The sequence below is a fragment of the Actinorhabdospora filicis genome (assembly GCF_030269765.1).
Classification (GTDB): domain Bacteria; phylum Actinomycetota; class Actinomycetes; order Mycobacteriales; family Micromonosporaceae; genus Actinorhabdospora; species Actinorhabdospora filicis.
In genome coordinates, this window is the sequence record NZ_BSTX01000002.1 from 1,325,231 (window position 1) to 1,349,001 (window position 23,771).

General features: G+C 72.9%; 21 protein-coding genes. 9 read left to right on the top strand and 12 right to left on the bottom strand.

From position 1 onward, the window contains the following. Window positions 1-23: 23 nt before the first annotated feature. The 3 genes from QSK10_RS19030 to recA all read left to right on the top strand — a co-directional run bounded on the left by QSK10_RS19030 (window position 24) and on the right by recA (window position 2,710). On the top strand, window positions 24-1,289 hold the full coding sequence (locus QSK10_RS19030; RefSeq protein WP_285664197.1) for an MFS transporter: 1,266 nt from the start codon (window positions 24-26) through the stop codon (window positions 1,287-1,289). Window positions 1,290-1,304: 15 nt separating this feature from the next. Continuing rightward, entirely contained in the window at window positions 1,305-1,508 is a 204-nt protein-coding gene (locus tag QSK10_RS19035) for a DUF3046 domain-containing protein (RefSeq protein ID WP_285664198.1), read from the top strand. Between the two features lie 152 nt (window positions 1,509-1,660). Next, window positions 1,661-2,710 (top strand): recombinase RecA, encoded by a 1,050-nt coding sequence (gene recA, locus QSK10_RS19040; protein ID WP_285664199.1) that lies wholly within the window; start codon window positions 1,661-1,663, stop codon window positions 2,708-2,710. 920 nt (window positions 2,711-3,630) lie between these two features. Here the strand turns inward: recA and QSK10_RS19045 are convergent. After that, entirely contained in the window at window positions 3,631-3,981 is a 351-nt protein-coding gene (locus QSK10_RS19045; RefSeq protein WP_285664201.1) for a hypothetical protein, read from the bottom strand. Further along, complete coding sequence (locus QSK10_RS19050) at window positions 3,978-5,165, bottom strand: M20 metallopeptidase family protein (protein ID WP_285664202.1); 1,188 nt, start codon at window positions 5,163-5,165, stop codon at window positions 3,978-3,980. Before QSK10_RS19050 ends, QSK10_RS19045 begins: the two co-directional genes overlap by 4 nt. Window positions 5,166-5,263: 98 nt before the next feature. On the opposite strand from QSK10_RS19050, the gene QSK10_RS19055 reads away from it, so the two are divergent. Then, complete coding sequence (locus QSK10_RS19055) at window positions 5,264-9,649, top strand: DEAD/DEAH box helicase (protein ID WP_285664203.1); 4,386 nt, start codon at window positions 5,264-5,266, stop codon at window positions 9,647-9,649. A gap of 560 nt (window positions 9,650-10,209) precedes the next feature. On the opposite strand, the gene QSK10_RS19060 is transcribed toward QSK10_RS19055, so the two are convergent. Then, window positions 10,210-10,626 carry a YdeI/OmpD-associated family protein gene (locus QSK10_RS19060; protein WP_285664204.1) on the bottom strand — a complete coding sequence of 139 codons (417 nt, stop codon included), beginning with the start codon at window positions 10,624-10,626 and terminating at the stop codon, window positions 10,210-10,212. Further along, window positions 10,619-11,056, bottom strand: a complete 438-nt coding sequence (locus QSK10_RS19065) for a VOC family protein (protein ID WP_285664205.1) — start codon at window positions 11,054-11,056, stop codon at window positions 10,619-10,621. The genes QSK10_RS19060 and QSK10_RS19065 overlap by 8 nt, the downstream gene beginning before the upstream one ends. 373 nt (window positions 11,057-11,429) lie before the next feature. On the opposite strand from QSK10_RS19065, the gene QSK10_RS19070 reads away from it, so the two are divergent. The 3 genes from QSK10_RS19070 (at window position 11,430) to QSK10_RS19080 (ending at window position 13,992) form a co-directional block, all read left to right on the top strand. Next, window positions 11,430-12,239 (top strand): helix-turn-helix transcriptional regulator, encoded by an 810-nt coding sequence (locus QSK10_RS19070; protein ID WP_285664206.1) that lies wholly within the window; start codon window positions 11,430-11,432, stop codon window positions 12,237-12,239. 37 nt (window positions 12,240-12,276) lie between these two features. Then, the gene (locus QSK10_RS19075) at window positions 12,277-13,209 is read left to right on the top strand and encodes a hypothetical protein (protein ID WP_285664207.1); all 933 of its coding nucleotides are present in this window, start codon (window positions 12,277-12,279) and stop codon (window positions 13,207-13,209) included. A 132-nt stretch (window positions 13,210-13,341) separates the two neighbouring features. Next, complete coding sequence (locus QSK10_RS19080) at window positions 13,342-13,992, top strand: alpha/beta fold hydrolase (RefSeq protein WP_285664208.1); 651 nt, start codon at window positions 13,342-13,344, stop codon at window positions 13,990-13,992. Here the strand turns inward: QSK10_RS19080 and QSK10_RS19085 are convergent. Then, complete coding sequence (locus tag QSK10_RS19085; protein ID WP_285664209.1) at window positions 13,983-16,685, bottom strand: DEAD/DEAH box helicase; 2,703 nt, start codon at window positions 16,683-16,685, stop codon at window positions 13,983-13,985. The two genes, QSK10_RS19080 and QSK10_RS19085, sit on opposite strands and share 10 nt — an antisense overlap. Before the next feature lie 151 nt (window positions 16,686-16,836). On the opposite strand from QSK10_RS19085, the gene QSK10_RS19090 reads away from it, so the two are divergent. After that, window positions 16,837-17,553 carry an HAD family hydrolase gene (locus QSK10_RS19090; RefSeq protein WP_285664210.1) on the top strand — a complete coding sequence of 239 codons (717 nt, stop codon included), beginning with the start codon at window positions 16,837-16,839 and terminating at the stop codon, window positions 17,551-17,553. An 84-nt stretch (window positions 17,554-17,637) separates the two neighbouring features. Then, window positions 17,638-18,141, top strand: a complete 504-nt coding sequence (locus tag QSK10_RS19095; RefSeq protein WP_285664211.1) for an Hsp20/alpha crystallin family protein — start codon at window positions 17,638-17,640, stop codon at window positions 18,139-18,141. A gap of 63 nt (window positions 18,142-18,204) precedes the next feature. Here the strand turns inward: QSK10_RS19095 and QSK10_RS19100 are convergent, their stop codons facing one another. From QSK10_RS19100 to QSK10_RS19130, 7 genes are all read right to left on the bottom strand, one after another. Continuing rightward, window positions 18,205-18,771: a GNAT family N-acetyltransferase gene (locus QSK10_RS19100; protein ID WP_285664212.1), complete on the bottom strand. Its 567-nt coding sequence runs from the start codon at window positions 18,769-18,771 to the stop codon at window positions 18,205-18,207. Between the two features lies 1 nt (window position 18,772). After that, the gene (locus tag QSK10_RS19105) at window positions 18,773-19,996 is read right to left on the bottom strand and encodes a GNAT family N-acetyltransferase (RefSeq protein ID WP_285664213.1); all 1,224 of its coding nucleotides are present in this window, start codon (window positions 19,994-19,996) and stop codon (window positions 18,773-18,775) included. Window positions 19,997-20,105: 109 nt separating this feature from the next. Continuing rightward, window positions 20,106-21,062: a twin-arginine translocase subunit TatC gene (gene tatC / locus QSK10_RS19110; RefSeq protein WP_285664214.1), complete on the bottom strand. Its 957-nt coding sequence runs from the start codon at window positions 21,060-21,062 to the stop codon at window positions 20,106-20,108. A 23-nt stretch (window positions 21,063-21,085) separates the two neighbouring features. Further along, a complete protein-coding gene (gene tatA / locus QSK10_RS19115; RefSeq protein ID WP_285664215.1) occupies window positions 21,086-21,358 on the bottom strand; it encodes a Sec-independent protein translocase subunit TatA in 273 nt (90 codons plus the stop codon). Between the two features lie 182 nt (window positions 21,359-21,540). Next, on the bottom strand, window positions 21,541-21,765 hold the full coding sequence (locus tag QSK10_RS19120) for a hypothetical protein (protein ID WP_285664216.1): 225 nt from the start codon (window positions 21,763-21,765) through the stop codon (window positions 21,541-21,543). Between the two features lie 9 nt (window positions 21,766-21,774). Then, the gene (locus tag QSK10_RS19125; protein ID WP_285664217.1) at window positions 21,775-22,734 is read right to left on the bottom strand and encodes a helix-turn-helix transcriptional regulator; all 960 of its coding nucleotides are present in this window, start codon (window positions 22,732-22,734) and stop codon (window positions 21,775-21,777) included. After that, window positions 22,731-23,705: a helix-turn-helix transcriptional regulator gene (locus QSK10_RS19130; protein WP_285664218.1), complete on the bottom strand. Its 975-nt coding sequence runs from the start codon at window positions 23,703-23,705 to the stop codon at window positions 22,731-22,733. Before QSK10_RS19130 ends, QSK10_RS19125 begins: the two co-directional genes overlap by 4 nt. Between the last annotated feature and the right edge of the window lie 66 nt (window positions 23,706-23,771).

The following is a 23,771-nucleotide window of genomic DNA, read 5'->3' on the forward strand; positions in this document are numbered from 1 at the left end:
TACCCATCCCCAGGAGTTACCCCGTGTCCGTCACCACCCCCTCGGTGGACGTGCGGCGGCTGCAGAGCCGCACGATCCGCACCCTCGCCGGCACCCAGGTGCTCGGCGGCGTCGGCCTGTCCATCGGCGTGTCCGTCGGCTCCCTGCTGTTCCTGCAACTGACCGGGACACCCGGGCTGTCCGGGCTCGGGCAGAGCCTGTCCGTCATCGGCGCGGCGGTCATCGCCATCCCCGTCGTCCGCGTCACCAACGCCTTCGGGCGGCGGCCCGGGCTCGTGCTGTCCTACGCCCTCGGGACGGTCGGGGCCGCGCTGATCATCCTCGCCGTCATCGCCGACTCGGTGGCCCTGGGCTTCCTCGGCATGTTCCTCTTCGGGGGCGGCACCGCCGGGAACCTCCAGTCCCGCTACACCGCCGCCGACCTCGCCGAACCCGCGCGACGCGGCCGCCAGCTCGCCTTCGTGGTGTGGGCGACGACGATCGGCGCCGTCGCCGGCCCGGTCGTCATGCCGCCCACCGACTCCTTCGCGCAGAACACCCTCGGCCTGCCCAAGTACGGCGGGCCGTTCCTGGCCAGCGGCGTCGGCTTCGTCCTCGCCGGGCTCGTCCTGTGGATCATGCTGCGGCCCGACCCGCTGCTCACCGCCCGCGCCCTGGCCTCCGCGCCCGCCGTCACCCGCGCCGACCGCGGGCTGGCCGCCGGGTGGCGCGCCGTCCGGGGCAGCGCGAGCGCGGTCCTCGGGCTGGCGGCGGTCGCCATCGGGCACCTCGTCATGGTCGGCGTCATGGTGATGACCCCCGTGCACATCAAGCAGAGCATGGACGGGCACGCCGGGCACGGCATGAGCGTCGAGGGCATCGTCGGCGTCATCCTCGCCCTGCACGTGGCGGGCATGTACGCGTTCTCCCCCGTCGTCGGCTGGGCCGCCGACCGCTTCGGCCGCAAGTTCGTGATCCTCACCGGCATCGCGCTGCTCATCGCCGCCTGCGCCACCGCGGGGACCGCCGCCGACGACGGGAGCACGCAGCTGGCCATCGGGCTGGTGTTGCTCGGGCTCGGCTGGTCCTGCACGATGGTGGGCGGATCGGCGCTGCTGACCGAATCGGTCGACGTGGCGCGTCGCGCGTCGGCTCAGGCCCTGTCCGATGTCACGATGGGCGTCGCCGGAGCGTCGGCCGGAGCGCTGTCCGGGGTGGTCCTGGACGGCTTCGGCTACCCGATCCTGGCATTGTGCGCGGCCGTGGCGACGGTCCCCGTCGTCGCCCTCGCGCTGCGCGCACGCACGTAACGGAGGAGGACGAGGATGCGACGGACCGACTTCTGGGAGCGCATGGGCGAGACCTTCGGGCCCGCCTACGCCGCCAGCGTCGCCGCCGACCAGGTACTGCCGCAGCTCGCCGGGCGCACCGTCGAACAGGCGATCGCGGCCGGCGAGGACATCGGCGACATCTGGCGCGCGGTCTGCGTGGCGTACGGCGACCGCGTACCCGCTCGTCTGCGCAGGTAGCGGTACCCGTAACCTCGTCCCGTATCGAACGTTAGTTCGGGTAGAGTCGTCACGGCCACGCCGGAACGCGGTTGTCACACCCGGCGTCTACCGTGACCGGCATGGCTAAAGCATCGACATCGAAAACCGCTTCGTATCCGGGAGGGGTCGGTATGGCTTCCGCACCTGACAAGGCCAAAGCGCTCGACTTGGCCCTCGCACAGATCGACAAGCAGTTCGGCAAGAACTCGGTCATGCGCCTGGGCGACCGCCCCAAGGCCGACATCAAGGCGATCCCCTCCGGCTCGATCGCCCTCGACGTCGCCCTCGGCATCGGCGGCTACCCCCGCGGCCGGGTGGTGGAGATCTACGGTCCCGAGTCCTCGGGTAAGACCTCCCTCGCCCTGCACGCCATCGCCAGCGTCCAGGCCGAGGGCGGCATCGCCGCCATCGTCGACGCCGAGCACGCCCTCGACCCCGAGTACGCCGGCGCCCTCGGCGTCGACACCGACGCGCTCCTGGTGTCCCAGCCCGACACCGGTGAGCAGGCCCTTGAGATCACCGACATGCTGATCCGCTCCGGGGCCATCGACCTCATCGTCATCGACTCCGTGGCGGCCCTGGTGCCCCGCGCCGAGATCGAGGGCGAGATGGGCGACAGTCACGTCGGCCTCCAGGCCCGCCTCATGAGCCAGGCGCTCCGCAAGCTCACCGGCGCCCTGAGCAACACCGGCACCACCGCGATCTTCATCAACCAGCTCCGCGAGAAGGTCGGCGTGTTCTTCGGCAGCCCCGAGACCACCACCGGTGGTAAGGCCCTGAAGTTCTACGCGTCGGTGCGCCTCGACGTCCGCCGCATCGAGACCCTCAAGGACGGCGGCGAGGCCGTCGCCAACCGCACCAAGGTCAAGGTCGTCAAGAACAAGGTCAGCTCGCCGTTCAAGATCGCCGAGTTCGACATCGTCTACGGCCACGGCATCAGCCGCGAGGGCTCCATCATCGACGTCGGCGTCGAGCAGGGCATCATCCGCAAGTCCGGTGCCTGGTACACCTACGAGGGCGACCAGCTCGGCCAGGGCAAGGAAAAGGTCCGCGCGTTCCTGAAGGAGAACGTGGACCTCTCCAACGAGATCGAGAAGAAGATCAAGGAGAAGCTCGGCATCACGGGCACCTCCCCCACCGCCGACGAGGCCGTGGTCGAGGCGGAGCCGGTCGACTTCTAGCGCGAACCGGCCGCCCGGCGGTCCCGCCCGCTCGCGCCCCGGCACCTGCGGCGCGAGCGAGACACGGCAGGCGAGACGGCACGGCACGGCTTCTCGTACGGAAACAGCGCGACACCCGGGTCATACGGCCCGCGAGTCCGGGGACACCCGGGGTCGCGGGCCGGGTAGCCCGGCGGGCGGCGATTGGCGCGAACCCCAAAAGCCTCGCCGTCCCGGGCGGCACCGGAGCGCACCTCCGGATCCGGCACTTCACACGACGCATCGCGCCGGCGGGGCAGCGCCTTCGGCCGGTTCATACGGCCGACACCACCACGCGCGAGCCCGGACACCCGCCCCGGCAGCACCGAACGGCCACGAGACCCACCCGATCCCCGAAGTACGGCATCCCGGTCACCCACAACGCCACGCCGGGATACACCTCGGCCTCCGGCGCTCCGGGCAATGCGCACAGCGAAACCCGGCGCGGCGAGCGCACTTCTCCACCCGGCCGGCCCATCACCCCGGCTCACCCGCACACGACCGGCTCACCCGGCACGCGCGATCCCGGCTCTCCGGCGATGGCGAGGCTCATCGCCGGGTTCACCCGACGTGCACACGCGATCCAGAGGCACGACCGCCCACCGCGGCGACCGGCACGCGCCGGTCTCACCGGTGAGAGCGTGCATCGCCCCGGGAACCGGGTCCGCCGAAGCGAACACGGCCGTGCGCCATCCGCGTTCGCCGGTTCCACTCCCCCGCCACGTGGACACCGTCGCCGTGGCTGCGGCGGACCCGGAGGTGCTCACACGGATCGGCTCGGGTGATGGCCCGTCGGCCGAAGCGCAAACTGACGGACACCGGTGGCCCGGCCGTCCCCATTGGCCCGGGCCACCCGCGCCTCATCGGCACACCCGCCCCTACCGCGAACGGCGGCTCGCGCGCTACCAGACCACCACTCCCCCACCGATTCCCCGCGCTCGCTCCACCGCCGCCTCGATGTGCGCCAGCCGGAGCCCCACGTCTTCCGCCCTCACGCCGCTCGCCTCGGCGATCAGGTCCAGCCAGCGGCGCAGCAGGGCGCACTCCGCGCCGAAGGCGTCCAGGTCCTCCGGCTCCACCCACAGGTCGGCGCCGTCGAGCCGCGGGAAGAACCGGGCGTCCAGCGCGCGGACCAGCGGTGACGCCCAGACCTTCCATCGCCAGACCTCGAAACCGGCCAGGTCGGAGGCGTCTTCCGGCACCTTCGTGATCCGCCGGTCCGGCACGGTGAACACGTCCACGCACAAGCTCATCCGGAGAGCCTCCCCAGCGCCAGCTCCGCCAGCAGGCGCGCGGCGTCCGGCAGGACCGCGTCGTCGAAGGCCGCGCGGGGCGAGTGGTTGCTCGGCGCGGTGTTCGGGTCGTCCTGGCGGCACGCGCCCAGGAACAGGTACGCGCCGGGCACGCGTTCCAGGACGCGCGAGAAGTCCTCCGAGCCGGTGAGGGGGTCGCGGAGCTCGCTGTAGCGGTCCTCGCCGAAGACCCGGCGGACCATCGCCGCCGAGTACTCGTACTCGGCGGTGTCGTTGATCGTCGCCGGGTACTCCGGTTCGAAGCGCACCTCGGCGCGCAGGCCGTGGGCGGCCGCGATCCCTTCGCACAGCCGGATCGCGCTGTCGCCGACCTGTTTGGCGATCTCGGTGGAGAAGGTCCGCACGGTCGCCTCGAAGGTCGCCTCGTCGGGGATGATGTTGCGGCGGGTCCCGGCGTGGAAGGTGCCGACGGTGATGACCACGGGCTCGAAGACGTCCACGCTGCGGGTGACCATCGTCTGGAGGGCGGTGACCATCTCGCAGGCGGCGGGGACGGGGTCGAGGGCGCTGTGGGGTCGTGAGCCGTGGCCTCCGGCGCCGAGGACGCGGACGTACAGCCCGGCCGAGGCGGCCATGAGCGGCCCGGGGCGGCAGGTGAAGACCCCGGCGGGCAGCATCCCGGACAGCACGTGCAGCCCGTAGGCGTGGTCGGCGGGACGCCCGGCGGCGGTGATGACGCCTTCCTCGATCATGTGCCCGGCTCCGTCGAAGCCTTCTTCACCCGGCTGGAACATGAAGACCACGTCACCGGCGAGGGACTCGCGGTGCGCGGCGAGCAGGCGGGCGGCGCCGACGAGCCCGGCGGTGTGCAGGTCGTGCCCGCAGGCGTGCATGACGCCGTCGTGCGCGGAGGTGAACTCCTCGCCGGACAGCTCGGTCACCGGCAGGGCGTCCATGTCGCCGCGCAGCAGGACGACGGGCCCGGGACGCCCGCCGCGCAGGACGGCGGTCACCGACGACAGCCCGCGCCCGGTGGTGATCTCCAGGCCGAGCCCGTCGAGGGCGCGCAGGACGGCCGCCTGCGTCAGCGGCAGGTCGAGCCCGATCTCGGGGATGCGGTGCAGTTCGCGGCGCAGTGCCACCAGGTCGTCACGGATGGCCTCGGCTTCGGCGCTCAGGTCCATGTGGGTACTCCCTCCCGTTCGCGGTGTCGGGGAGCCTATCGGCGATCGGCGTCGCGGAGAAGGGGCCGCGTGTCGGACCCCCGGGGCATGATCGGGACATGACCGCCGACCCGCTCGCCGCCTTCAGCCCCGCCACGAGGCACTGGTTCGCCAGGGCCTTCACCGCCCCGACCGCCGCGCAGGCGGGGGCGTGGGAGGCGATCGCCCGCGGCGACAACGCGCTGGTGGTGGCGCCGACGGGTTCCGGCAAGACCCTCTCGGCGTTCCTGTGGGCCCTGGACCGGCTGGCGACCCGCCCGGTGCCCGAGGACGCCAAGGCGCGCTGCCGGGTCCTCTACGTCAGTCCCCTCAAGGCCCTCGCCTACGACGTGGAACGCAACCTGCGCCGCCCGCTGGACGGCATCCGCGCGATCGCCGACGCCGAGGGCCTGCCCGCTCCGCACGTCACCGTCGGCATGCGCACCGGCGACACCCCGGCGAGCGAGCGCCGCGCGTTCACGCGCACCCCGCCCGACATCCTGATCACCACGCCCGAGTCGCTGTTCCTGCTGCTGACCTCGGCCGCGCGTGAATCACTGCGGTCGGTGGAGACCGTCATCGTCGACGAGGTCCACGCGGTGTGCGGGACGAAGCGGGGCGCGCATCTGGCGCTGACGCTGGAGCGCCTCGACGCGCTGCTGGAGCGCCCGGCGCAGCGGGTGGGCCTGTCGGCCACGGTCCGGCCGATCGAGCGCGCCGCGGAGTTCCTGGGCGGCGCGGCGCCGGTGACGGTGGTGCGCCCGCCTTCGGCGAAGACGATCGAGGTGACCGTCGAGGTCCCGATCCCCGACCTCACCGACATCCCGCCGGATGAGGACGGCCGCAAGGGCACGGTGTGGCCGGCGGTCGAGCGGCGGCTGCTGGACCTGATCCGCGCCCATTCCGCGACCATCGTCTTCGTGAACGGCCGGGGCCTGGCCGAGCGCCTGTGCGGGCGCTTGAACGAGCTCGCCGCCGAGATCCTCGCCCCGACGGCGATCCCGGGGCAGATGACGGCCCAGTCGCCGGTGGCGGCCGGTGTCGCGCCGACGGTCGCGCGCGCCCACCACGGTTCGATGTCGCGTGAGGAGCGCCGGTACGTCGAGGAGGCGCTCAAGTCGGGGGCGCTCCCGGCGGTGGTGGCCACCTCTAGTCTCGAACTGGGCATCGACATGGGCGCCGTGGACCTGGTGGTGCAGATCGGCTCGCCCCCGTCGGTGGCCTCCGGTCTCCAGCGGGTCGGGCGCGCCGGGCACCAGGTCGGCGCGGTCTCCAAGGGCGTGGTCATGCCCACGCACCCGCACGATCTGCTGGTCAGCGCGGTCGTGGCCGAGCGCATGGGCGCCGGCGCGCTGGAGGAGATGACCGGCCCGAAGCATCCGCTGGACGTGCTGGCGCAGCAGATCGTGGCGATGACGGCGATGGACCCGTGGCCGGTGGCGCGGCTGGCCGCGACCGTCCGGCGCGCCTCGATGTACCGGGAGCTGCCGGAACCGGCGCTGACGGCGGTCCTGGACATGCTCGCCGGGCGTTATCCGTCGACGGGTTTCGCCGATCTGCGTCCCCGGCTGGTGTGGGATCGCCGCACCGACGTCCTCACCGGCCGGGAGGGCGCGCAGCGGCTCGCGGTGACCTCCGGCGGCACGATCCCCGACCGGGGCCTGTACCCGGTGTCGCTGGTGGACGGCGGGCGCGGCTCGCGCGTCGGCGAGCTCGACGAGGAGATGGTCTACGAGTCGCGGGCCGGTGACGTGTTCGTGCTGGGCGCTTCCACGTGGCGCATCGAGGAGATCACCCCGGACCGGGTGCTGGTGACGCCCGCGCCGGGTCAGCCCGCGCGGATGCCGTTCTGGAAGGGCGAGGACCCGGGGCGCCCGGTGGAGCTGGGCCGCGCGATCGGCCGCCGTCTGCGTGAGGACGCCGGGGTGTGGCCGGAGCTGGACGCCTTCGCCACGGCGAACCTGTCCTCGTACCTGTCCTCGCAGCGGGAGGCGACCGGTTCGGTGCCCGACGACCGGACGGTGGTGGTGGAGCGGTTCCGCGACGAGCTGGGCGACTGGCGGCTGGCGGTCCACTCGGTGCTGGGCAAGCCGGTGAACGGCCCCTGGGCGCTGGCGATCGCGGCGCGGGCGGCGGAGCGGTACAAGGTGGACGCGCAGATCCTGCCGACCGATGACGGCGTGATGCTGCGGTTGCCGGACATGCCGGAGCCGCCGGGCGCCGATCTGGTGGTCTTCGATCCGGGTGAGATCTCGGCGATGGTGACCGGTCAGCTGGCGAATTCGGCGTTGTTCTCGGCGCGGTTCCGCGAGTGCGCGGCCCGGTCGCTGCTGATGCCGCGCCGGGATCCGCGGCGGCGTCAGCCGTTGTGGCAGCAGCGGCAGCGGGCGGCGCAGCTGTTCGGGGTGGCGCGGGAGTTCGAGGACTTCCCGGTGACGGCGGAGGCGGCGCGGGAGTGCGTGGAGGACTTCTTCGACCTGCCCGCGCTGACGGGTCTGATGCGGGAGCTGGGGAATCGGACCACGCGGCTGGTGGAGGTGGAGACCAAGCGGCCCTCGCCGTTCGCGCGGTCCCTGCTGTTCGCCTATGTCGCGGGGAACCTGTACTCGGAGGACACGCCCATCGCCGAGCGCTGCGCGAACGCGCTGGCGGTGGACTCGTCGCTGCTGGCGGAGCTGCTGGGCGAGGTCGACCACACCGAGCTGCTGGATCCGGCGGTGGTGGCCGAGGCGGCGGGCTGGCTGCAGTGGACGGGCGCGGACCGGTTGCGCGACGCCGAGGACGTGGTGGAGCTGCTGCGGGTCGTCGGTGATCTGTCGGACGAGGAGCTGGCCGCGCGCGGCGCGGCGCCCGGCTGGGCGGAGGAGCTGTCCTGCGCGGGACGGGTGGCGCGCTGGGGCGGCCGCTGGATCCTGGCCGAGGACGCCGGGCGCTACGCGCAGGCGCTGGGGGCGTCCTTCGAGGGGCTCCCGGCGGCGTTCCTGGCGCCGGTGGCCGACGCGTGGGGCGATCTGGTCTCGCGGTACGCGCGCACGCACACACCGTTCACGGCCGCCGGGGCAGCCGAGCGGTTCGGCGTTCCGGTGGCGACGGTGGAACCGGTGCTGCGGCGGCTGAACGCGGCCGGTTCGGTCGAGCACGGCCGCTTCACCGCCGATGAGCCGCAGTGGTGCGACGTGGAGGTCCTGCGGCTGCTGAAGCGGCGCAGCCTGGCCGCGCTGCGCGCGGAGATCGCGCCGGTCCCCGCGACGGCCTACGCGCGGTTCCTACCGGCGTGGCAGGGCGTCGGTGAGGAAGCGGTGGGCGTGGACGCGGTCGCGGCGGCGGTGGAGCAGCTGCAGGGCCAGCCGGTCCCGGCCTCGGCGCTGGAGCGGCTCGTCCTGCCCGCCCGCGTCGGCGACTACACGCCGGTCTACCTGGACGAGCTGACCTCCTCGGGTGAGCTGCTGTGGGCGGGCGCGGGCGCGCTGACCGGCAATGACGGCTGGATCACCCTCGCCTACGCCGACACCGCCGAGCTGCTGCTGCCCGAACCGAACCCGGAGGCGCTGTCCACCGAGCTGCACGAGGCGGTGCTGGAGGCGCTGGGGCAGGCGCGGTTCTTCCGGGACCTGGCCGAGACCGTCGACGCCGAGGACGACGACACCCTGGTGGCGGTCCTGTGGGACCTGGTGTGGTCGGGCTGGATCACCAACGACTCGCTGGCGCCGCTGCGGACGCTGCTGTCGGGCGCGGGCGCGCACAAGTCGCGGCCCGCCCCCCCGCGCTCGCGGCGGGCGCGTCCGGCGCGGTTCCGGCTGGGCACGTCCGCGCGCACGTCACCGCCGACCGCGGCCGGCCGCTGGCAGCGGCTCCCCGCGCCGGACACCGATCCCACCCGGCGCCTGCACGCCCGCGCGGCCACCGCGCTGGACCGGCACGGGGTCCTGGTGAAGGACACCACGGTCGGGCTGTACCCGGTGCTGTCGGCGATGGAGGACCGGGGCGCGGTCCGGCGCGGCTACTTCGTGGCCGGCCTCGGCGCGGCCCAGTTCGCCGAACCGGGCGCGGTGGACCGCCTGCGCTCCTGCGCCGGACCGGGCACCGGCGACGTGGTCGTCCTGGCGGCGACCGACCCGGCCAACCCCTTCGGCGCGGGCCTGGGCTGGCCCGATCCGCACGAGACCGTCGCCGACGGCACCGGCGGCCACCGGCCCGGCCGCCGCGCGGGAGCCCTGGTGGTCCTCGTGGACGGCGAGGCGGCCCTCTACGTCGAGCGCGGCGGGCGCACGATGCTGTCCTTCACCCGTGAGGAGCGGACCCTGGACGCCGCCGCGCGCGGCCTGGTCGAGACCGTCCGCCGCGCCGGGCTGGGGGCCCTGGCCGTCGAACGCGGCGACGGTGTGCCGGTGACCGGTACCCCACTGGGCGCGGCCCTGGCGGCGGCCGGATTCCGCGAGACCCACCGGGGACTGCGGCTGGGGTAGCGGCGGAGAAGGAGTGGCGGTGGAGCCGGGGCAACTCCCACAACGAAGGCTCTCCGCCGGCCGGTACGGCGCTGCGGCCGGGAACCACGCGCCGTACGGGCGCCGGAGCCGCAGAGGTGACCCGAACACCCGGCCGCCCACGACACCGAAGGCTCATCGGCGCACCGTGCGCCCCTGATCGCACCCGCAGCCGCGGCCGGGATCGGCCCAGGCCCGCGCGCGGCGGGGCGTCGCGGCGGAACCCGGCGACGGCCTGCCGCACCGACCGGTCGCGTGGGCCAGAGGGCCGCCACCAGCGCGGCCACCCCCTTCCATCGCCGGGCGGGAGAAGGCGGCCCGGTTCCACGAGGCCCACCCGAGGCGGGCGAGGTCGGCGTCACCCACCGGCCGCCGGTGTCCGCCCTGCCGACGGGTCAGGATGCCCCGGACTCGGCCGGGGCGATCCCGCCCCGGGTACCGCGAGCTCCATCGGATCCACCGCCGCCGTGAGCCGAGTGCGAAGTCACGACCGGGGTGACGGGCCGGGCGGGCGGCCCATGAAAGCGCGGCCCGCGCGCCCCTCAGCCCGTCCCGAGCCCCGTCGCCCACCTGCCGTCCGCCTTGGCGCGCTCCACCTCCGCCAGGCCCGGCTCACGCATCCGCCCGGCGGCGGTCAGCTCGCCCACGATGCCGATGTTGCGGCGCGACCAGGGGCTCTTCGCGCGGCGTGGGCCGTAGCGCTGGAGGAAGTACTCGCCGTCGAGGGGGTGGCGGACCGAGTCGATCCAGCCGAAGCAGAGCGCGCCGCGCAGGCCGTCCTGGGCATCGATGGTGCGCTCGGCCTTCGCCGACTTCTTGGCGATCTTGAGCCAGACCTCGGTACGGTCGGCGTGGTGCCGGGCGAGCCAGTCCTCCCATGCGCGCCGGGTGGCGGCGAGCACGACCGGCGCGCCGCGGTGTTCGCCCACTTCGATGCCGTCCACGTCGATGTCAGTCACGGAGCATCTCCAGGTAGTGCGCGTTGTACATGACGCCGAGGATGTTGCCGAAGGGGTCGACCACGGCGGCGGTCACGAAGCCCTCGCCGCGTTCGGTGGGCGGCTGGTAGGTGGTGGCACCGTTGGCGAGGAGCCGCTCGTAGGTGCCGGTCAGGTCGTCCACGTGCCAGTACATGATCGCCCCGCCGGGTCCGTTCGCGCCGGTCGGCGGCGCGAATCGGCTGTCGGCGATGCCCAGTTCGGCGCGGCGGTCGCCGAGGCGGAACTCGGCGTAGACGGGACGCCCGTCGGGCCCGGAGCGGTCGAAGTAGGCCTCGGTGCCCAGGATCGCGGCGTACCAGTCGCGGGCGGCGGCGACGTCCTCGGCCCAGTAGGTGATGGTGGCGAAGCCGCGCAGGGCGACCGGGGCGAGCTGTTCTGTGTGCGTCATGAAGACGACACTAGGCAGCCTTGCGGACAACTTGCGTCCGCAAGGAAAACCTCTCTTCGTAACCGCGGCCCCACGGTCGGCTTCCCAAACGCTGAAAGTGTCCTCACGGCCACCATTCGCTCATTCCCAAAGCCCCTTTCTTGTTCATTTAGCCGAGCACGCCGGAATTGACCACCCGACTAAGTGGAGGATTCATTCTCCGTTAGCTCGACGTTATGGCACCCGACCCGAGAGAGATTGTCCACTATGGACCCAATGCCCGGAAGTACCGCCCTCACATGCCGTTTCGCCTGCACTGATCATCCTGTGCTGATCCCAAATGCCAGCTATATACTCGACCCCGGAGGGGGATTGACAAACATGGCGGGGCGAGATGTCACCGATTCATGAACATGAGCGCGAATACCGGTCCGGCCTCGGGCAGAAGACCGCCGAAACCGGCACCGACCGACTTGAAGAGACCCTTATACGCGCCCACGGGTTCCTCGAAGAGGCCCTGCGGGTCAGCAGGCGCGCCCGGCGTCGTCCCGACACCCGCGTCGAGCAGTGCCCCCGCGACTGGTGGGACGCCGCGGCGTCCCTCACCGCCGAGACCGAGGGCGAGTACGTCCTGGCCGTCTCCGGCGCGACCGCGCACACCTCCGCGCGCCTCACCGCGCACCTGCGCGCGGTCGGCGAGCTGGCCGCGCGCGGCGTCCGGGTCCGGCACCTCGTCTCGGCCCGGGCGCTGTCCCAGGACGCGCTGCGCCGCCACGCCGAGGCGGCCGCGGCCCTGGGCGCCGAGGTCCGGGTGGGGCGGCGGGGCGTCCACGACGCCGTCATCGCCGACCGGCGCGCGGCGGTGGTGTGGGGCAGTACCGCCCGCTCCGGCGAGCAGTGCCTGGTCATCCGGGGGACGGTGATCCTGGAGGGGCTGCGCCGCTCGCTGAACGCGGTGTGGGACACCGCCACGTGCCTGCCGACCTACCAGCGCTGGTACGGGGAGGACGCCGACGCGCTCGCGGTGACCATCGTCGGGATGCTGTCGGCGGGGCACAAGGACGATACCGCGGCCAGGCGGCTGGGCATGTCGGTGCGGACCTACCGGCGGCACGTGGCCGAGATCCTGCGCAAGCTCGGCGCGGAGTCGCGTTTCCAGGCCGGCGCCCGCGCGGCGCAGCTGGGACTGCTGCCCGGCGGTTGACCGCCCACGGGGGCCGGTGGGCGTCTATCGTGTCCGGGTGCCCAACCCTCCTCTGCCCGGCCGCGCCGGTGCCGACGGCGTGCGCGCCGAGGCCCTCGCGTGGGCGACGAGCGCTCCCCTGCGCCGCCTGGCGGCCGCGTTCGGGGGCATGGTCCCCCGCGGCCCGGTCACCGAGGTCCTGGCCTGGCTGGACGGCTTCTCGGCCGCGCACTGGGACTTCCGGGGCGGCGGCGAGCGCAGTCACGCCGTGCGCCGGTCCTTCGATCCGGCGACCTCGGCGCTGATCACGTCCTCGGCGGACGCGCTGGGGCTGGTGCGGCCGGCGCCGCCGCGCCTGGACTCCTACACGCACGTGCTGGTGCTGGGCGGGTTGTTCGCGGCGTGCCTGGACCGCACGGCGCACGCGGCGGCGCTGCTGGCGTCGGGCACGTCCTCGCCGTCGGTGACGGCGGTGGGCGGGTTCCGGCCGCTGATGCCCGCCGAGCTGGCCGAGGCGTCGAGTGTGGACGCCGGTGACTGCGTCTTCGAGGTCGAGGCGATGACGGTGGGCGCGCGGCGGGCGTTCGGGGCGGGCGAGCCGTCCACGGTGGACGCCGGTGGCGACCCGTCGGCGGATCCGCACCGGGCGTGGCGGGTGGAGACCCACCATCTGCCCGACACCACGGTCCTGCGGGTGGTGGCCGCGCCGTCCTCGGCGCCGGCGAAGCGGCGGGCGAACACCCCCGACACGTGCCGCTTCTGGGCGGATCAGGTGGCGAAGCTGGGCGCGGGCGACCGGGTCCTGGTGGTCACCTCGGCGATCTACGTGCCGTTCCAGCATTGCGACGCGGTGGCCGCGTTCACGCTCCCCTACGGCGCCGTGGTGGACACCGTGGGCAGCGCGCCGCGCACGCCGCCCGACGCCGACCGGCTGCTCCAGGAGATCCGCTCGGCGATCCGCTCCATGCGGCGCCTGGTCGCCGCGCTCTGACAGGAACCTGCCGGTGGCCCGCGCGGGGCCGTATGCGCCGCTGGCAGGTTCTTGCGGTGCCCCTTGCCCGCCCTCGCGGGGGCGTGCGAGGTTCGCGGTAGGCAGCGCATCCGGCGTCTGAGGAGGACCGTCATGCCGGTGTCCACCATGATCGTCACCGCGCGGCCCAGGCGCTCGTCCGCCGTGCGGGCGCCCGTGCGGACGCTCCTCCTGCACGGCCCGGGGGCCGCGGCGTCGTCCTGGGACGCGTTCGCCGCGCTGGCCGCGCCGAGCCTGGAGCTGTGGGACGCCGAGCTGCCGTGGGACGGCGGCTGCGAGCTCCCGGCGCGCCTGGGGCGGGTGTGCGCCAGCGTCGAGGGCGGCGCCGACATCGTCGTCGCGCACTGCCTCGCGGCGAACCTGCTGCTGGAGCTGCTGAGCGGGACGTGCGCGCCGGTCCCCTCCGCGGTGGTGCTGGTCGCCCCCTTCCACCGCCCGCACGCCCGGGCGGCCGCCGCGCGGAACACCGCGGCGCGCGGGCGGCCCGGCTGGCTGCGCCTGGTGGACGCCTACCTGAGCGAACCCGCCCCGCCCCTGGACGGCCTCGGCCTGCCGGTCCTGGTGCTCTCCGGCGCGCAGGACACCGCCGCGCGGCCCGCCGACGGGCTCGCGCTCGCGGCGGCCCTGCCGGACAGCCGGGCGCGCGTCATGGACGGCTGCGGGCACTTCCCGATGGCGGAGCGGCCGGGCCTGTTCGCCGATCTGGTGAACGGCTTCGCCGCCCGCGTCACCGGTCAGACGTAGGCGACCACGCCCCGCTTGAGGGCGGTGGCGGCCTCCCGCGCGGTCTTGTGCAGGGAGTGCCGGGGGCCGACGGCCTCGGAGATCTGGCCGAGCAGGTCCATCGTCTGCCGCGTCCAGCGCACGAAGTCACCGGCGGGCATCTCCACGTCGGGCCCGTTGACCGAGGCCAGGACCTTGGCGAGCGGCTCACCGCGCGCCCACCGGAACATCGGCCACACGAAGCCCAGATCGGGCTCGCGGGACGCGTCGAGGCTCTTGCCGCGCTCCTCGGCGGCCAGGCCCTCCCACACCGACAGGGTGGCCGTGACGGCCTGCGAGATCGCCCCCTGCGGGAGCGTGGCGGGCAGGTCGCCGTCCCGGCGCGACTCGTAGAGCACCGTGGACACCACCGCGGCCAGCTCGGCGGAGTTCAGGCCCTCCCAGACACCGGCGCGCAGGCACTCGGCGACCAGCAGGTCGGTCTCCGTCCACAGCCGCGACAGGGTCCGGCCGTGATCGGTGACGTGCCCGCCGTCGAGGTAGCCGCGCGACTCCAGGACCGCGCAGACCGCGTCGAAGACCCGCGTGAGGGAACCGCTGCGCGCGTCGACCTTGCGGCGCAGGCGCGTGTTGTCGTCGATGAGCCGCTGCCGCCGCCGCGCCCACCCGGCGTGCTCGGAACGCTCGGGGCACTGGTGGCAGGGATGCGCGCGCAGCCGCTCGCGCAGGCGCGTCAGCTCCACGTCCTCGCCCACCGGCACCTGCCGGCGGGTCCGGCGCGGGCCGTGCGCGACCGCGCCGGTGTTGCGCAGGGTCGCGGCCAGGTCCCGCCGCGCCGCCGGGGCGCGGTGGTTGAAGTGCCTGGGGACGCGCACGTGCGCCAGCGCCTCCACCGGCTCGGCGAAGACCGCCTCGGTGATGCGCCCGGCCCACCGGTTCTCGGTGAGCACCGTGACGCGCTGCTCGCCACCGCGCGGGACGCCGGTGTCCAGCACCACCGCCAGCCCGGCGCGCTTGCCGCCGGGGATGTGGATGACGTCGCCGACCTTCAGCCTGGCCAGCGACTCGGCCACCGCGTCGCGCCGCTCGGCCTTGCCCGAGCGCGCGAGGGTCTTCTCACGGCCGCTGATGTCGAGCATCAGCGCGTAGTAGGAGTCGAAGTCGCCCAGGTGGCAGGTGATGTCCTTGTCGTGAACGGCCGCCGCGCGCTCGGCGGCGCGCACCTGCTCGGCGAGCCCGACCACCGCCCGGTCGGTCTGGAACTGCGCGAAGCTGGACCGCAGCAGCCCCCGGGCGCGCTCGGCGCCCATGTTGGCCACCAGGTTGATCGCCATGTTGTACGAGGGCCGGAAACTCGACCGCAGCGGGAACGTGCGCGTGGACGCCAGCCCGGCCACGTGCCGGGGGTCCAGGTCCGGCGACCAGGCCACCACCGCGTGGCCCTCGATGTCGATGCCGCGCCGCCCGGCGCGCCCGGTGAGCTGCGTGTACTCCCCCGGGGTGATGTCGACGTGGGCGTCGCCGTTGAACTTGACCAGCCGCTCCAGGACCACGCAGCGGGCGGGCATGTTGATGCCGAGGGCGAGGGTCTCGGTGGCGAAGACGGCCTTGACCAGGCCCGCGGAGAACAGCTCCTCCACGACCTCCTTGAACACCGGCAGCAGGCCGGCGTGGTGGGCGGCCAGGCCGCGCCGGAGCCCGTCCAGCCAGTCCCAGTAGCCCAGGGCGTGCAGGTCGTCGGGGGCCATCCCGGCGGTGCGGCGCTCGACGACCTTCGTGATCTCGGCGCGTTCCACCGCGTTGGTCAGGTGCAGGCCCGCCGCCAGGCATTGCGCCACGGCCGCGTCGCATCCGGCGCGGCTGAAGATGAACACGATCGCCGGGAGCAGGTTCTCGTCGTCGAGGCGGGCGATGACGTCGGGACGCGACACGGGACGCCCGCGCCGCTGCCGCCCCCGGTGGTCCACGCCCAGGCGGCGCTGCTGCTCGCGGGCCTCGCGCATCAGCTGCGGGTTGACCTCGCGCAGCTCGGCGGCGTTGGCGTTGCCGAACAGGTCGAACATGCGCCGCCCGACCAGCATGTGCTGCCACAGCGGCACCGGCCGGTGCTCGGAGACCACGACCTCGGTGCGGCCGCGCACGCTCACCAGCCAGTCGGCGAACTCCTCGGCGTTGGACACCGTCGCCGACAGCGACACCAGCGTCACCGACGCCGGGAGGTGGATGATGACCTCCTCCCACACCGCGCCCCGGAACCGGTCGGCGAGGTAGTGCACCTCGTCCATGACCACGTAACCGAGGCCTTCGAGGGCGCTGGAACCGGCGTAGAGCATGTTCCGCAGGACCTCGGTGGTCATCACCAGGATCGGCGCGTCCCCGTTGATCACGCTGTCGCCGGTCAGCAGCCCGACCTCGCCCTCGCCGTAGACCTTGACCAGGTCGGCGAACTTCTGGTTGGACAGCGCCTTGATGGGGGTGGTGTAGAAGCACTTGCGGCCGGTGCGGCGGGCCAGGTGGACGGCGAACTCACCGACCACGGTCTTGCCGGCGCCGGTCGGGGCGCACACCAGGACGCCGCCGCCGCTCTCCAGGGCGCGGCAGGCGCGGATCTGGAAGTCGTCGAGCCCGAACTCCAGCCCGGAGCTGAACTCGGCGAGCGCGGGATGCTCCGCCCGCCTGCGGGCCGCGGCATACCGCTCGGCGGGACTACTCATGTCACAACCCTAACCGCAGGGTGCGACAACACGCATGACGCTTACAGGCGCGCCGTGCGCGCCCGAACCTCCAGCCTAGACCCCTCCGGATGGGTGACAGCGCCGAGACCGGCCACAACACCGGGTGGCGGGGGCGATTAGGGTTCATCTCGTGGCCGGAAACACACCCACCGCCGTGCTCCTCGATTTCCACGGCACCATCGCGCAGATAGAACCGACCGACGAGTCCGTGCGGCGCGCGGCGGCGTGCCTGGAGGTCGAGCTGGATCCGATCCGGGTGACCGCCATCGCCGACGCGGTGGTCCACGCGGGCTGGCCCAGCGGACGCGGTCCCACCCGCGTGCGCCCGTCGCTGGCGGCGGCGTGGGCGAACCGGGACCTGTCGGAGGCCGAGCACGCCGAGGCGTTCACCGGCCTCGTCGAGCAGATCTGGCTGGACAACCCGCGCCTGGGCTTCGAGGGCCTCGCCGAGGCGATGTACGCGCGTCTGGTGGCCCCGGACGGGTGGCACGCCTACGCCGACACCATCCCGATGCTCACGGCGCTGCGGGAGCGCGGGATCAAGACGGCGGTGGTGTCCAACATCGGCTTCGACCTGCGCCCGGTGGCCAAGGAGCTGGGTTTCGACACCCTCGTCGACGAGTGGGTGCTGTCCTACGAGCTGGGCGTGTGCAAGCCGAACCCGGAGATCTTCCAGCGGGCCTGCTTCGCGCTGGACGTGGAGCCCGCCGACGCGCTGATGGTCGGCGACACGCTGGCCGACGCGGGCGCGGCATCGATCGGGTGCCGGACGTTGTTGCTACCGGCGACGGGTCCGGGAACCGTGCACGGCCTGGACGCGGTGATCCGGATCACCGAGCGGAATTAAGTCCCCCACCTGCGGCGTCTCTACTCGCACTGGCACTCACACCCCGCGAGTGCTAATTCGAACGTGAACTAGAGGAGCATCGCGATGGTGTTGCGTTACTGGGAACCGGCCGTTCGAAGCGTTCGCGTCAACGCGGAGTTCGACCGCCTGGTCTCCCACGTCTTCGGCGTCCCCGCCCGCCGCCCCGTGGCGAGCGCGGCTCCCGTCTCCCGGGTGGCCGCCGACGTGGTCACCGAGGGTTCCGACGTCGTGATCTCGGTGGACCTGCCCGGAGTGTCGGCTTCGGACATCGACATCGAGGTCGCCCCGCGCCGCCTGACCATCAAGGGCGAGCGCAAGCGCGAGGTCGCCGAGGGCGGCAAGATCCTGGTCCGCGGTCGCAGCGCGGGCGAGTTCCGCGCCGACTACCGCCTCCCGGTGGGTGTGACCGCCGAGCAGGTGAGCGCCGGTTACGACAACGGCGTGCTGACCGTGCGGGTGTCCGGCGTGACGAAGCCGGCCCCGGAGCCGGTGAAGATCGCGGTCGCGGGCGCGGCTCCGGCCGAGGTCGCGGTGGCGGAGACCCCGGCCGAGGCCGGGCAGGAGTAGTCCCGAGACGGTATCGAAGTGTCCCGGAGGGCGGCGGAGCATTCCGCCGCCCTCAACACGTGTCTAGGCCCGCGCGCGCCATTCGTCGCCGAGCATCGCGTAGATCAGCTCGGAGACGTACGGGTCGTCGCGGTCCTTGGAGTAGGGCATGATCTCGTTGCGGACGAAATGGGCCTCCCGCCGCATCCCGAGGCGCTCCATGAGCCGCCAGGAGGCGGTGTTCTCCGCGTCGCAGCGGCCCACCACACGGTGCAGCCCGGCCTCCTCGAAGGCGTACCGCAGGATCTCGGCGGCGGCCTCGGAGGCGTAGCCGTGCCCGGCGAAGGCGGGGTGGAAGACGTAGCCGAGCTCGGCGGCGCGGTTGTCCTCGCTGTACCAGACGAGGTTCACCTCGCCGATGACGGCGTCCTTGTCCCGTAGCACGACGGCGAGGTTGACGCCCCCTGAGCCGGCCAGCGTGGTCCACCCGGCGCGCTCGGTGAGCCGCTCGGCGACCTGCTCGCGGGACAGGACCGGCGTGTAGAGGTAGGCGGCGACCTCCGGCAGGCGCCGGTAGGCGTGGACCTCGTCGAGGTCGGTCGCGGCGAAGGGCCGCAGGTCGAGGCGTTCGGTGCGCAGACGGAGGGTCACGTCAGAAGAGCTCCACCGCGTGCGGGGCGACGGGCCAGGAGAACGCGGTCGCGGTGGCGTGCAGGGCGCCGTCGGTGTGCTCGGTGACCTCGCCGAGGGAGGCGTAGAGCGCCAGCGAGCGCCCGCCCAGGTAGACGCCGCCCAGGACGTCGACGTCGAGGCTGAGGTCGGCGGGGTCCTCGGTGCGCTCGCAGGTGACCAGGTCGCCCTTGACGGTGAGGCGGAAGCGGCCGCGGTTGGCCTCCACGAGCCGGTCGGTGACCTCCAGGACGACGTCGAGGTCGCGGCCGTAGCCGCGGGCGGCCAGGGCACGGGGGACGTCGAGGACACGCACCCACAGGGTCTCGTTGACGCGCGGCTGGAGCTGGCGGGGCTCGCCGACGAGGTGGCGCAGGCGCTCGTCCATGGCCGCCCCGCGCCGCAGGAGGAACATGGGGGCCATGTCCAGGCCCGCGAACCACTGCCACAGCGCCAGGTAGGCGCTGGTCTCGGGCGCGATGAGCTCCTGGATGACGCTCTGGTGCTCGGCGCCGCGGACCGTCCAGCTGATGTTGACGCGCCACAGCGCGTAGCCGTCGATGACACCCTCGGCGTTCTCATGGACGAGGACGCGCAGGGCGGAGGCGCCGTGGCGCTGCGAGGCGGGGTCGTTGAGGTGGCGCTTCCACCAGGCCTCGTCGCGGGAGGACATGCCCGGGCGCGCCGCGGCGGCGGTGTCGAACAGCGGCGGGAGCAGCTCGGCGGCCCGCTCCAGGCTGATCTCGCGGATCCGGCCGGGGACGGCGGTGTCGGGGATGCCGAGCAGGCGCAGATCGCCCTCGTAGGTGCAGGAGTCGGCGGCGTCGCGGTAGCCGTAGCGGCGGTAGAGCTGCGTCTGGCTGGCCCACAGCACGGCGATGGACTCGGTGGCGTCGGTGAACTGGCGTCGCATGAGCTGCCCGAGGGTGCCGCGGCGGCGGGCGTCGGGGCGTACCGAGATCGCGGTGATGTGCGCGGCGGGGATCACCGCGCCGGGGACGGTCATGTCGCGGGTGAAGATGGCGCCGGTGCCAACGACCCGGCCCTCCTCCTCGGCGACCAGCCAGCGCTCGGGGTCCCACACGAAGGCGATGCCCGCCTTGAAGTCGGGGTTGTCGTCGAAGAGGAACGAGGAGGAGAAGCATTCGGTGATGGCCGGCAGATCATCGGCCACGGCCACCCGCAGGGTGATTGGTGAAACGGACATGGGACGTGTCTACACCGGGGATCCGACACCGTCGACCCGTTTAAACGATCATCGAATCGAACGGTGCCCGCCCCCTTTCGGGGACGGGCACCGGGTCGTCGCTCAGGTTCTACGTCGCGTCGTCGTCGTAGCGTCGCGGCGGTTCGGCCGGGGAGATCGGGGTCGGGTCGTCGACCTCGCTCGCCTGCTCCTCGCCGGTGACGATGTCACCGAGGTCGCTGGCCTCGTCGTCGCTCAGGTCGCCGCCCCAGTTGGCGGCCTCGCGCTTCGCCTTGCGCCGGTCGTGCAGGAAGGCGAATCCGACCGCGGCGAAGTACATGCCCACCATCGGGATGGCCAGGGCGGTCATGCCGAAGGGGTCGGGGGTCGGGGTGACCACCGCGCAGAACACGAAGATCAGGACCGTCGCCACGCGCCACCACGACAGGAGGCGTTTGGCGCTGGCCACACCGACCAGGTTCAGCGCGACGATCAGGAGCGGGAACTCGAATCCGGCGCCGAACAGCAACATGACGTTCGTGACGAAGTCGTAGTACCCGTTGATGTCGGGTGTCAGGTCATACTGGTTGGACAACCCGAGGAAGAACTGCAGGCTCTTCGAGATCACGAAGTAGCCGAGGATCGCGCCGCCGATGAACAGCGGGCCGGCCACCGCCGCGAAGCGGTAGGTGTAACGCCGCTCGTGCTTGTGCAGGCCGGGCGCGACGAAGGCCCACAGCTGGTACAGCCACACCGGTGCCGAGAGGATGAAGCCGACCAGCAGACCCACGCGCAGGTTCAGCAGGAAGATGTCGACGGGCGACACCACGTTGAACTTGCACTTGAACCCCGCGATGTCGGCGCCGTCCTTGATCAGGCTGTCGCGCATGAAATCGCAGTAGGGATCGGTGATGAAGTTGATGATTTCCTGGGCGAAGATGACGCCGACGATGAGGCCGAGCACCAGCCCCAGACTGGCCTTGAACAACCTGCTGCGCAGCTCGCGCAGGTGGTCCATGAGCGTCATGGAGCCGTCGGAGGCCTTCTGGAACTGGGACTTCTTCGCGCCTCGGGATTTCAAGGCCATCGTTAAAGGTCAGTGACGGATCGTCACACGTCCTCGCGGGTCTTGTCCCGCGTGGTCTGCTGGATCGCGTCACCCTCGATGGTCTTGCGCGAGTGCTGCGGCTCGGCCTTCGCGTCCATCTCGGTGTTGTTGTCGTCGGCCTTGGCCTCGTCGCGCAGGTTCTTCGTCTCGGCCTTGAGGATCCGCAGGGAGCGTCCGAGACCACGGGCGGCGTCCGGGAGCTTCTTCGCGCCGAACAGCAGGATCAGCACCACGACAAGGACGGCGATGTGCCAGGGCTTGAGCGCGTTGAACACGACGGCACCTCCAGATAAGGGGACGACCCCAATCGTACGGGTCCTGAATTGTCCCCGTCGGCTCGCGTGGCCCCTCAACCGGGCCGTTCGTTTCACCGACCGCCATCCTGACCGGGGTATCGAAGATCGTCAAGCGGCCGTTCGTCCGATTCGCCGCACCCGTCCGTATCGGGTGCGCAATGTCACCGGCTATCAGTACGGAAATTTTCCAGTCGTTCGCGCACGATCTGCGCGTCGGCCGTCAGCTCCTCAAGCCGCAGCCGCAGGGCCTCGCCCTCGGCCGCGCGCGCCTGCAGCGCGGTCATCTCCGACCGCAGCCGGACCAGCCGCTTCAGCACCGGGACCAGCGCGATCGCCAGCACGACCAGGGACAGCACGACCACACCCGCCAGCACCCACCAGATCACCGGCACACCCTACCCTCCGGCCTCGTCATAGGCCGCCAGCGCCGCCGCCACATCGCCCGCGACGCGCGCGGCGAGCTCCGGTGGGGCCACCACCTGCGCGTCGGCGCCCAGCCCGAGGACGAAGCGGGCCGCCCAGTCGAGGTTCGCCGCGCGCAGCGAGACCAGCCAGCGCCCGTCCTCTTCCTCCCGGACGTCCTCGCAGCGGTAGTACTCGGTGACCCAGCGCGAGTCGCGGCCGATGCGCACGGTCACCATCGGCTGCTCGTCGGAGGTCTGGAACAGCCCGTCGCGGATGTCGCCGGGCCGCGCCTGCGGCGGCGGGGAGCACGGCTCGTCCAGCTCGGTGAGGGCGTCGATGCGGTCGAGGCGGAAGCGCCGCATCGAGTCGGCGCGGCGGCACCACGCCTCCAGGTAGGTGAAGTCGTCGACGACCAGCAGCCGCATCGGGTCGATGACGCGCTCGCTGGAGGCGTCCCGGCCCGCGGTGTAGTAGGTGATGCGCAGGGCCCGGCGGCGGCGCAGCGCCGCGCGGATCTGCGGCACCCACCCCTCGGGCGCCATCGCGCCGACCTCGACGCGCGTGGCCGCCGGGGCGGCGTCACCGCAGGCCGACTCCAGCTTCGCCAGGGCCCGCCGGACGGCCTCCACGTCGGCCACGCCCGGGGTCTCGGCCAGCAGCCGCAGCGCCACGATCAGCGCCAGCGCCTCATCGGAGTTCAGCCGCAGTGGACGGCTCATGCCCGCGTCGAAGGTGATCGTCACCGTCTCGTCGAGGGACATGTCGATCAGGTCACCGGGCCCGTAACCGGGCAGCCCGCACATCCACAGCAGCGTCAGGTCCTCGCGCAGCTGCGGCTCGGTCACGCCCAGGTCGGCGGCGGCGTCGGCGACGAGGATGCCCGGCCGCGCCTGGAGATAGGGGACGAGGTTCAGCAGCCGCGTCAGCCGCCCGGTGCCGGTGGCGCTCATCGGGCACCGCCCACGGCCGCCATCTCGGTCAGCAGCGCGACGATCTCCTTGCGCACCTCCGGCGGGTCCTCCACCGTCACGTCCGGGCCGTAACGCACCAGCGTCCGCGCCAGCGAACGCGCGTCGGTGTAGGGCACCACGATGCGGTCGACGGCGCCCGCGCGCGGCAGGATCTGCACCGCCCGCCGCCGCACACCGGCCGCGCGGCCCGGCCGGACGCGCACGGTCGCGCGCCGCGACGGCGCCTGCGGGGCGTCGGCGACGTGCCGGATCAGGTCCCCCGTCACCGGGATCTCGTAGGCGCCCGCCTCACCGGTCGTCGCCACCGGCCCCAGGATCCGCGACAGCCGGAAGCAGCGCTCGGCGTCCCGGTCCAGGTCATGGCCCACGACGTACCAGCGCCCCCGGTAGCAGACCACGCCCCACGGCTGGAGCCGACGGCGCGCGGCCACGTCCGCGCTGGGCACGCGGTAGGTGAACTCCACGACCCGCCGCACGTTCACCGCCGCCAGCATCGGGGCCAGCGCCTCGTCGACCGTGCTGACCGGCGCGAAGTCCTCGTACTCGGCGTCATCGACGTCGACTCCCCCGGCGCGCAGCTTCGCCAGCGCCGACGTCGCCCGCGAGGCCAGCCCCGCGTGCTGCCACAGACGCGCGGCCACACCCAGCGCGGCGGCCTCGTCGGCGTGCAGGTGCAGCTCGGGCAGCTCGTACTCGCGGCGGGCGATGCGGTAGCCGACCTCGGTGTCCAGGATGCTGTCGGTGCCCATCTCGACGGGGATCCCCAGCTCGCGCAGCTCGGCCTTGTCGCGCTCGAACTTGCGCTGGAAGGCCTCATGGGCGCGGGAGTCGCGCGCGTCGTGCTCGTAACCGGGGACGGTGCGGGCGATCTCGGCCGCGGTCAGGTGCCGCCTGGTCGACAGCAGGCAGATGACCAGGTTCACCAGACGTTCGGTACGCGAGCGGGACACACAACAGAAACTAGCAGCAGCCTCGGGTGACGCCATCGCACCACCGCCGCGCGACCGCTCCACCGC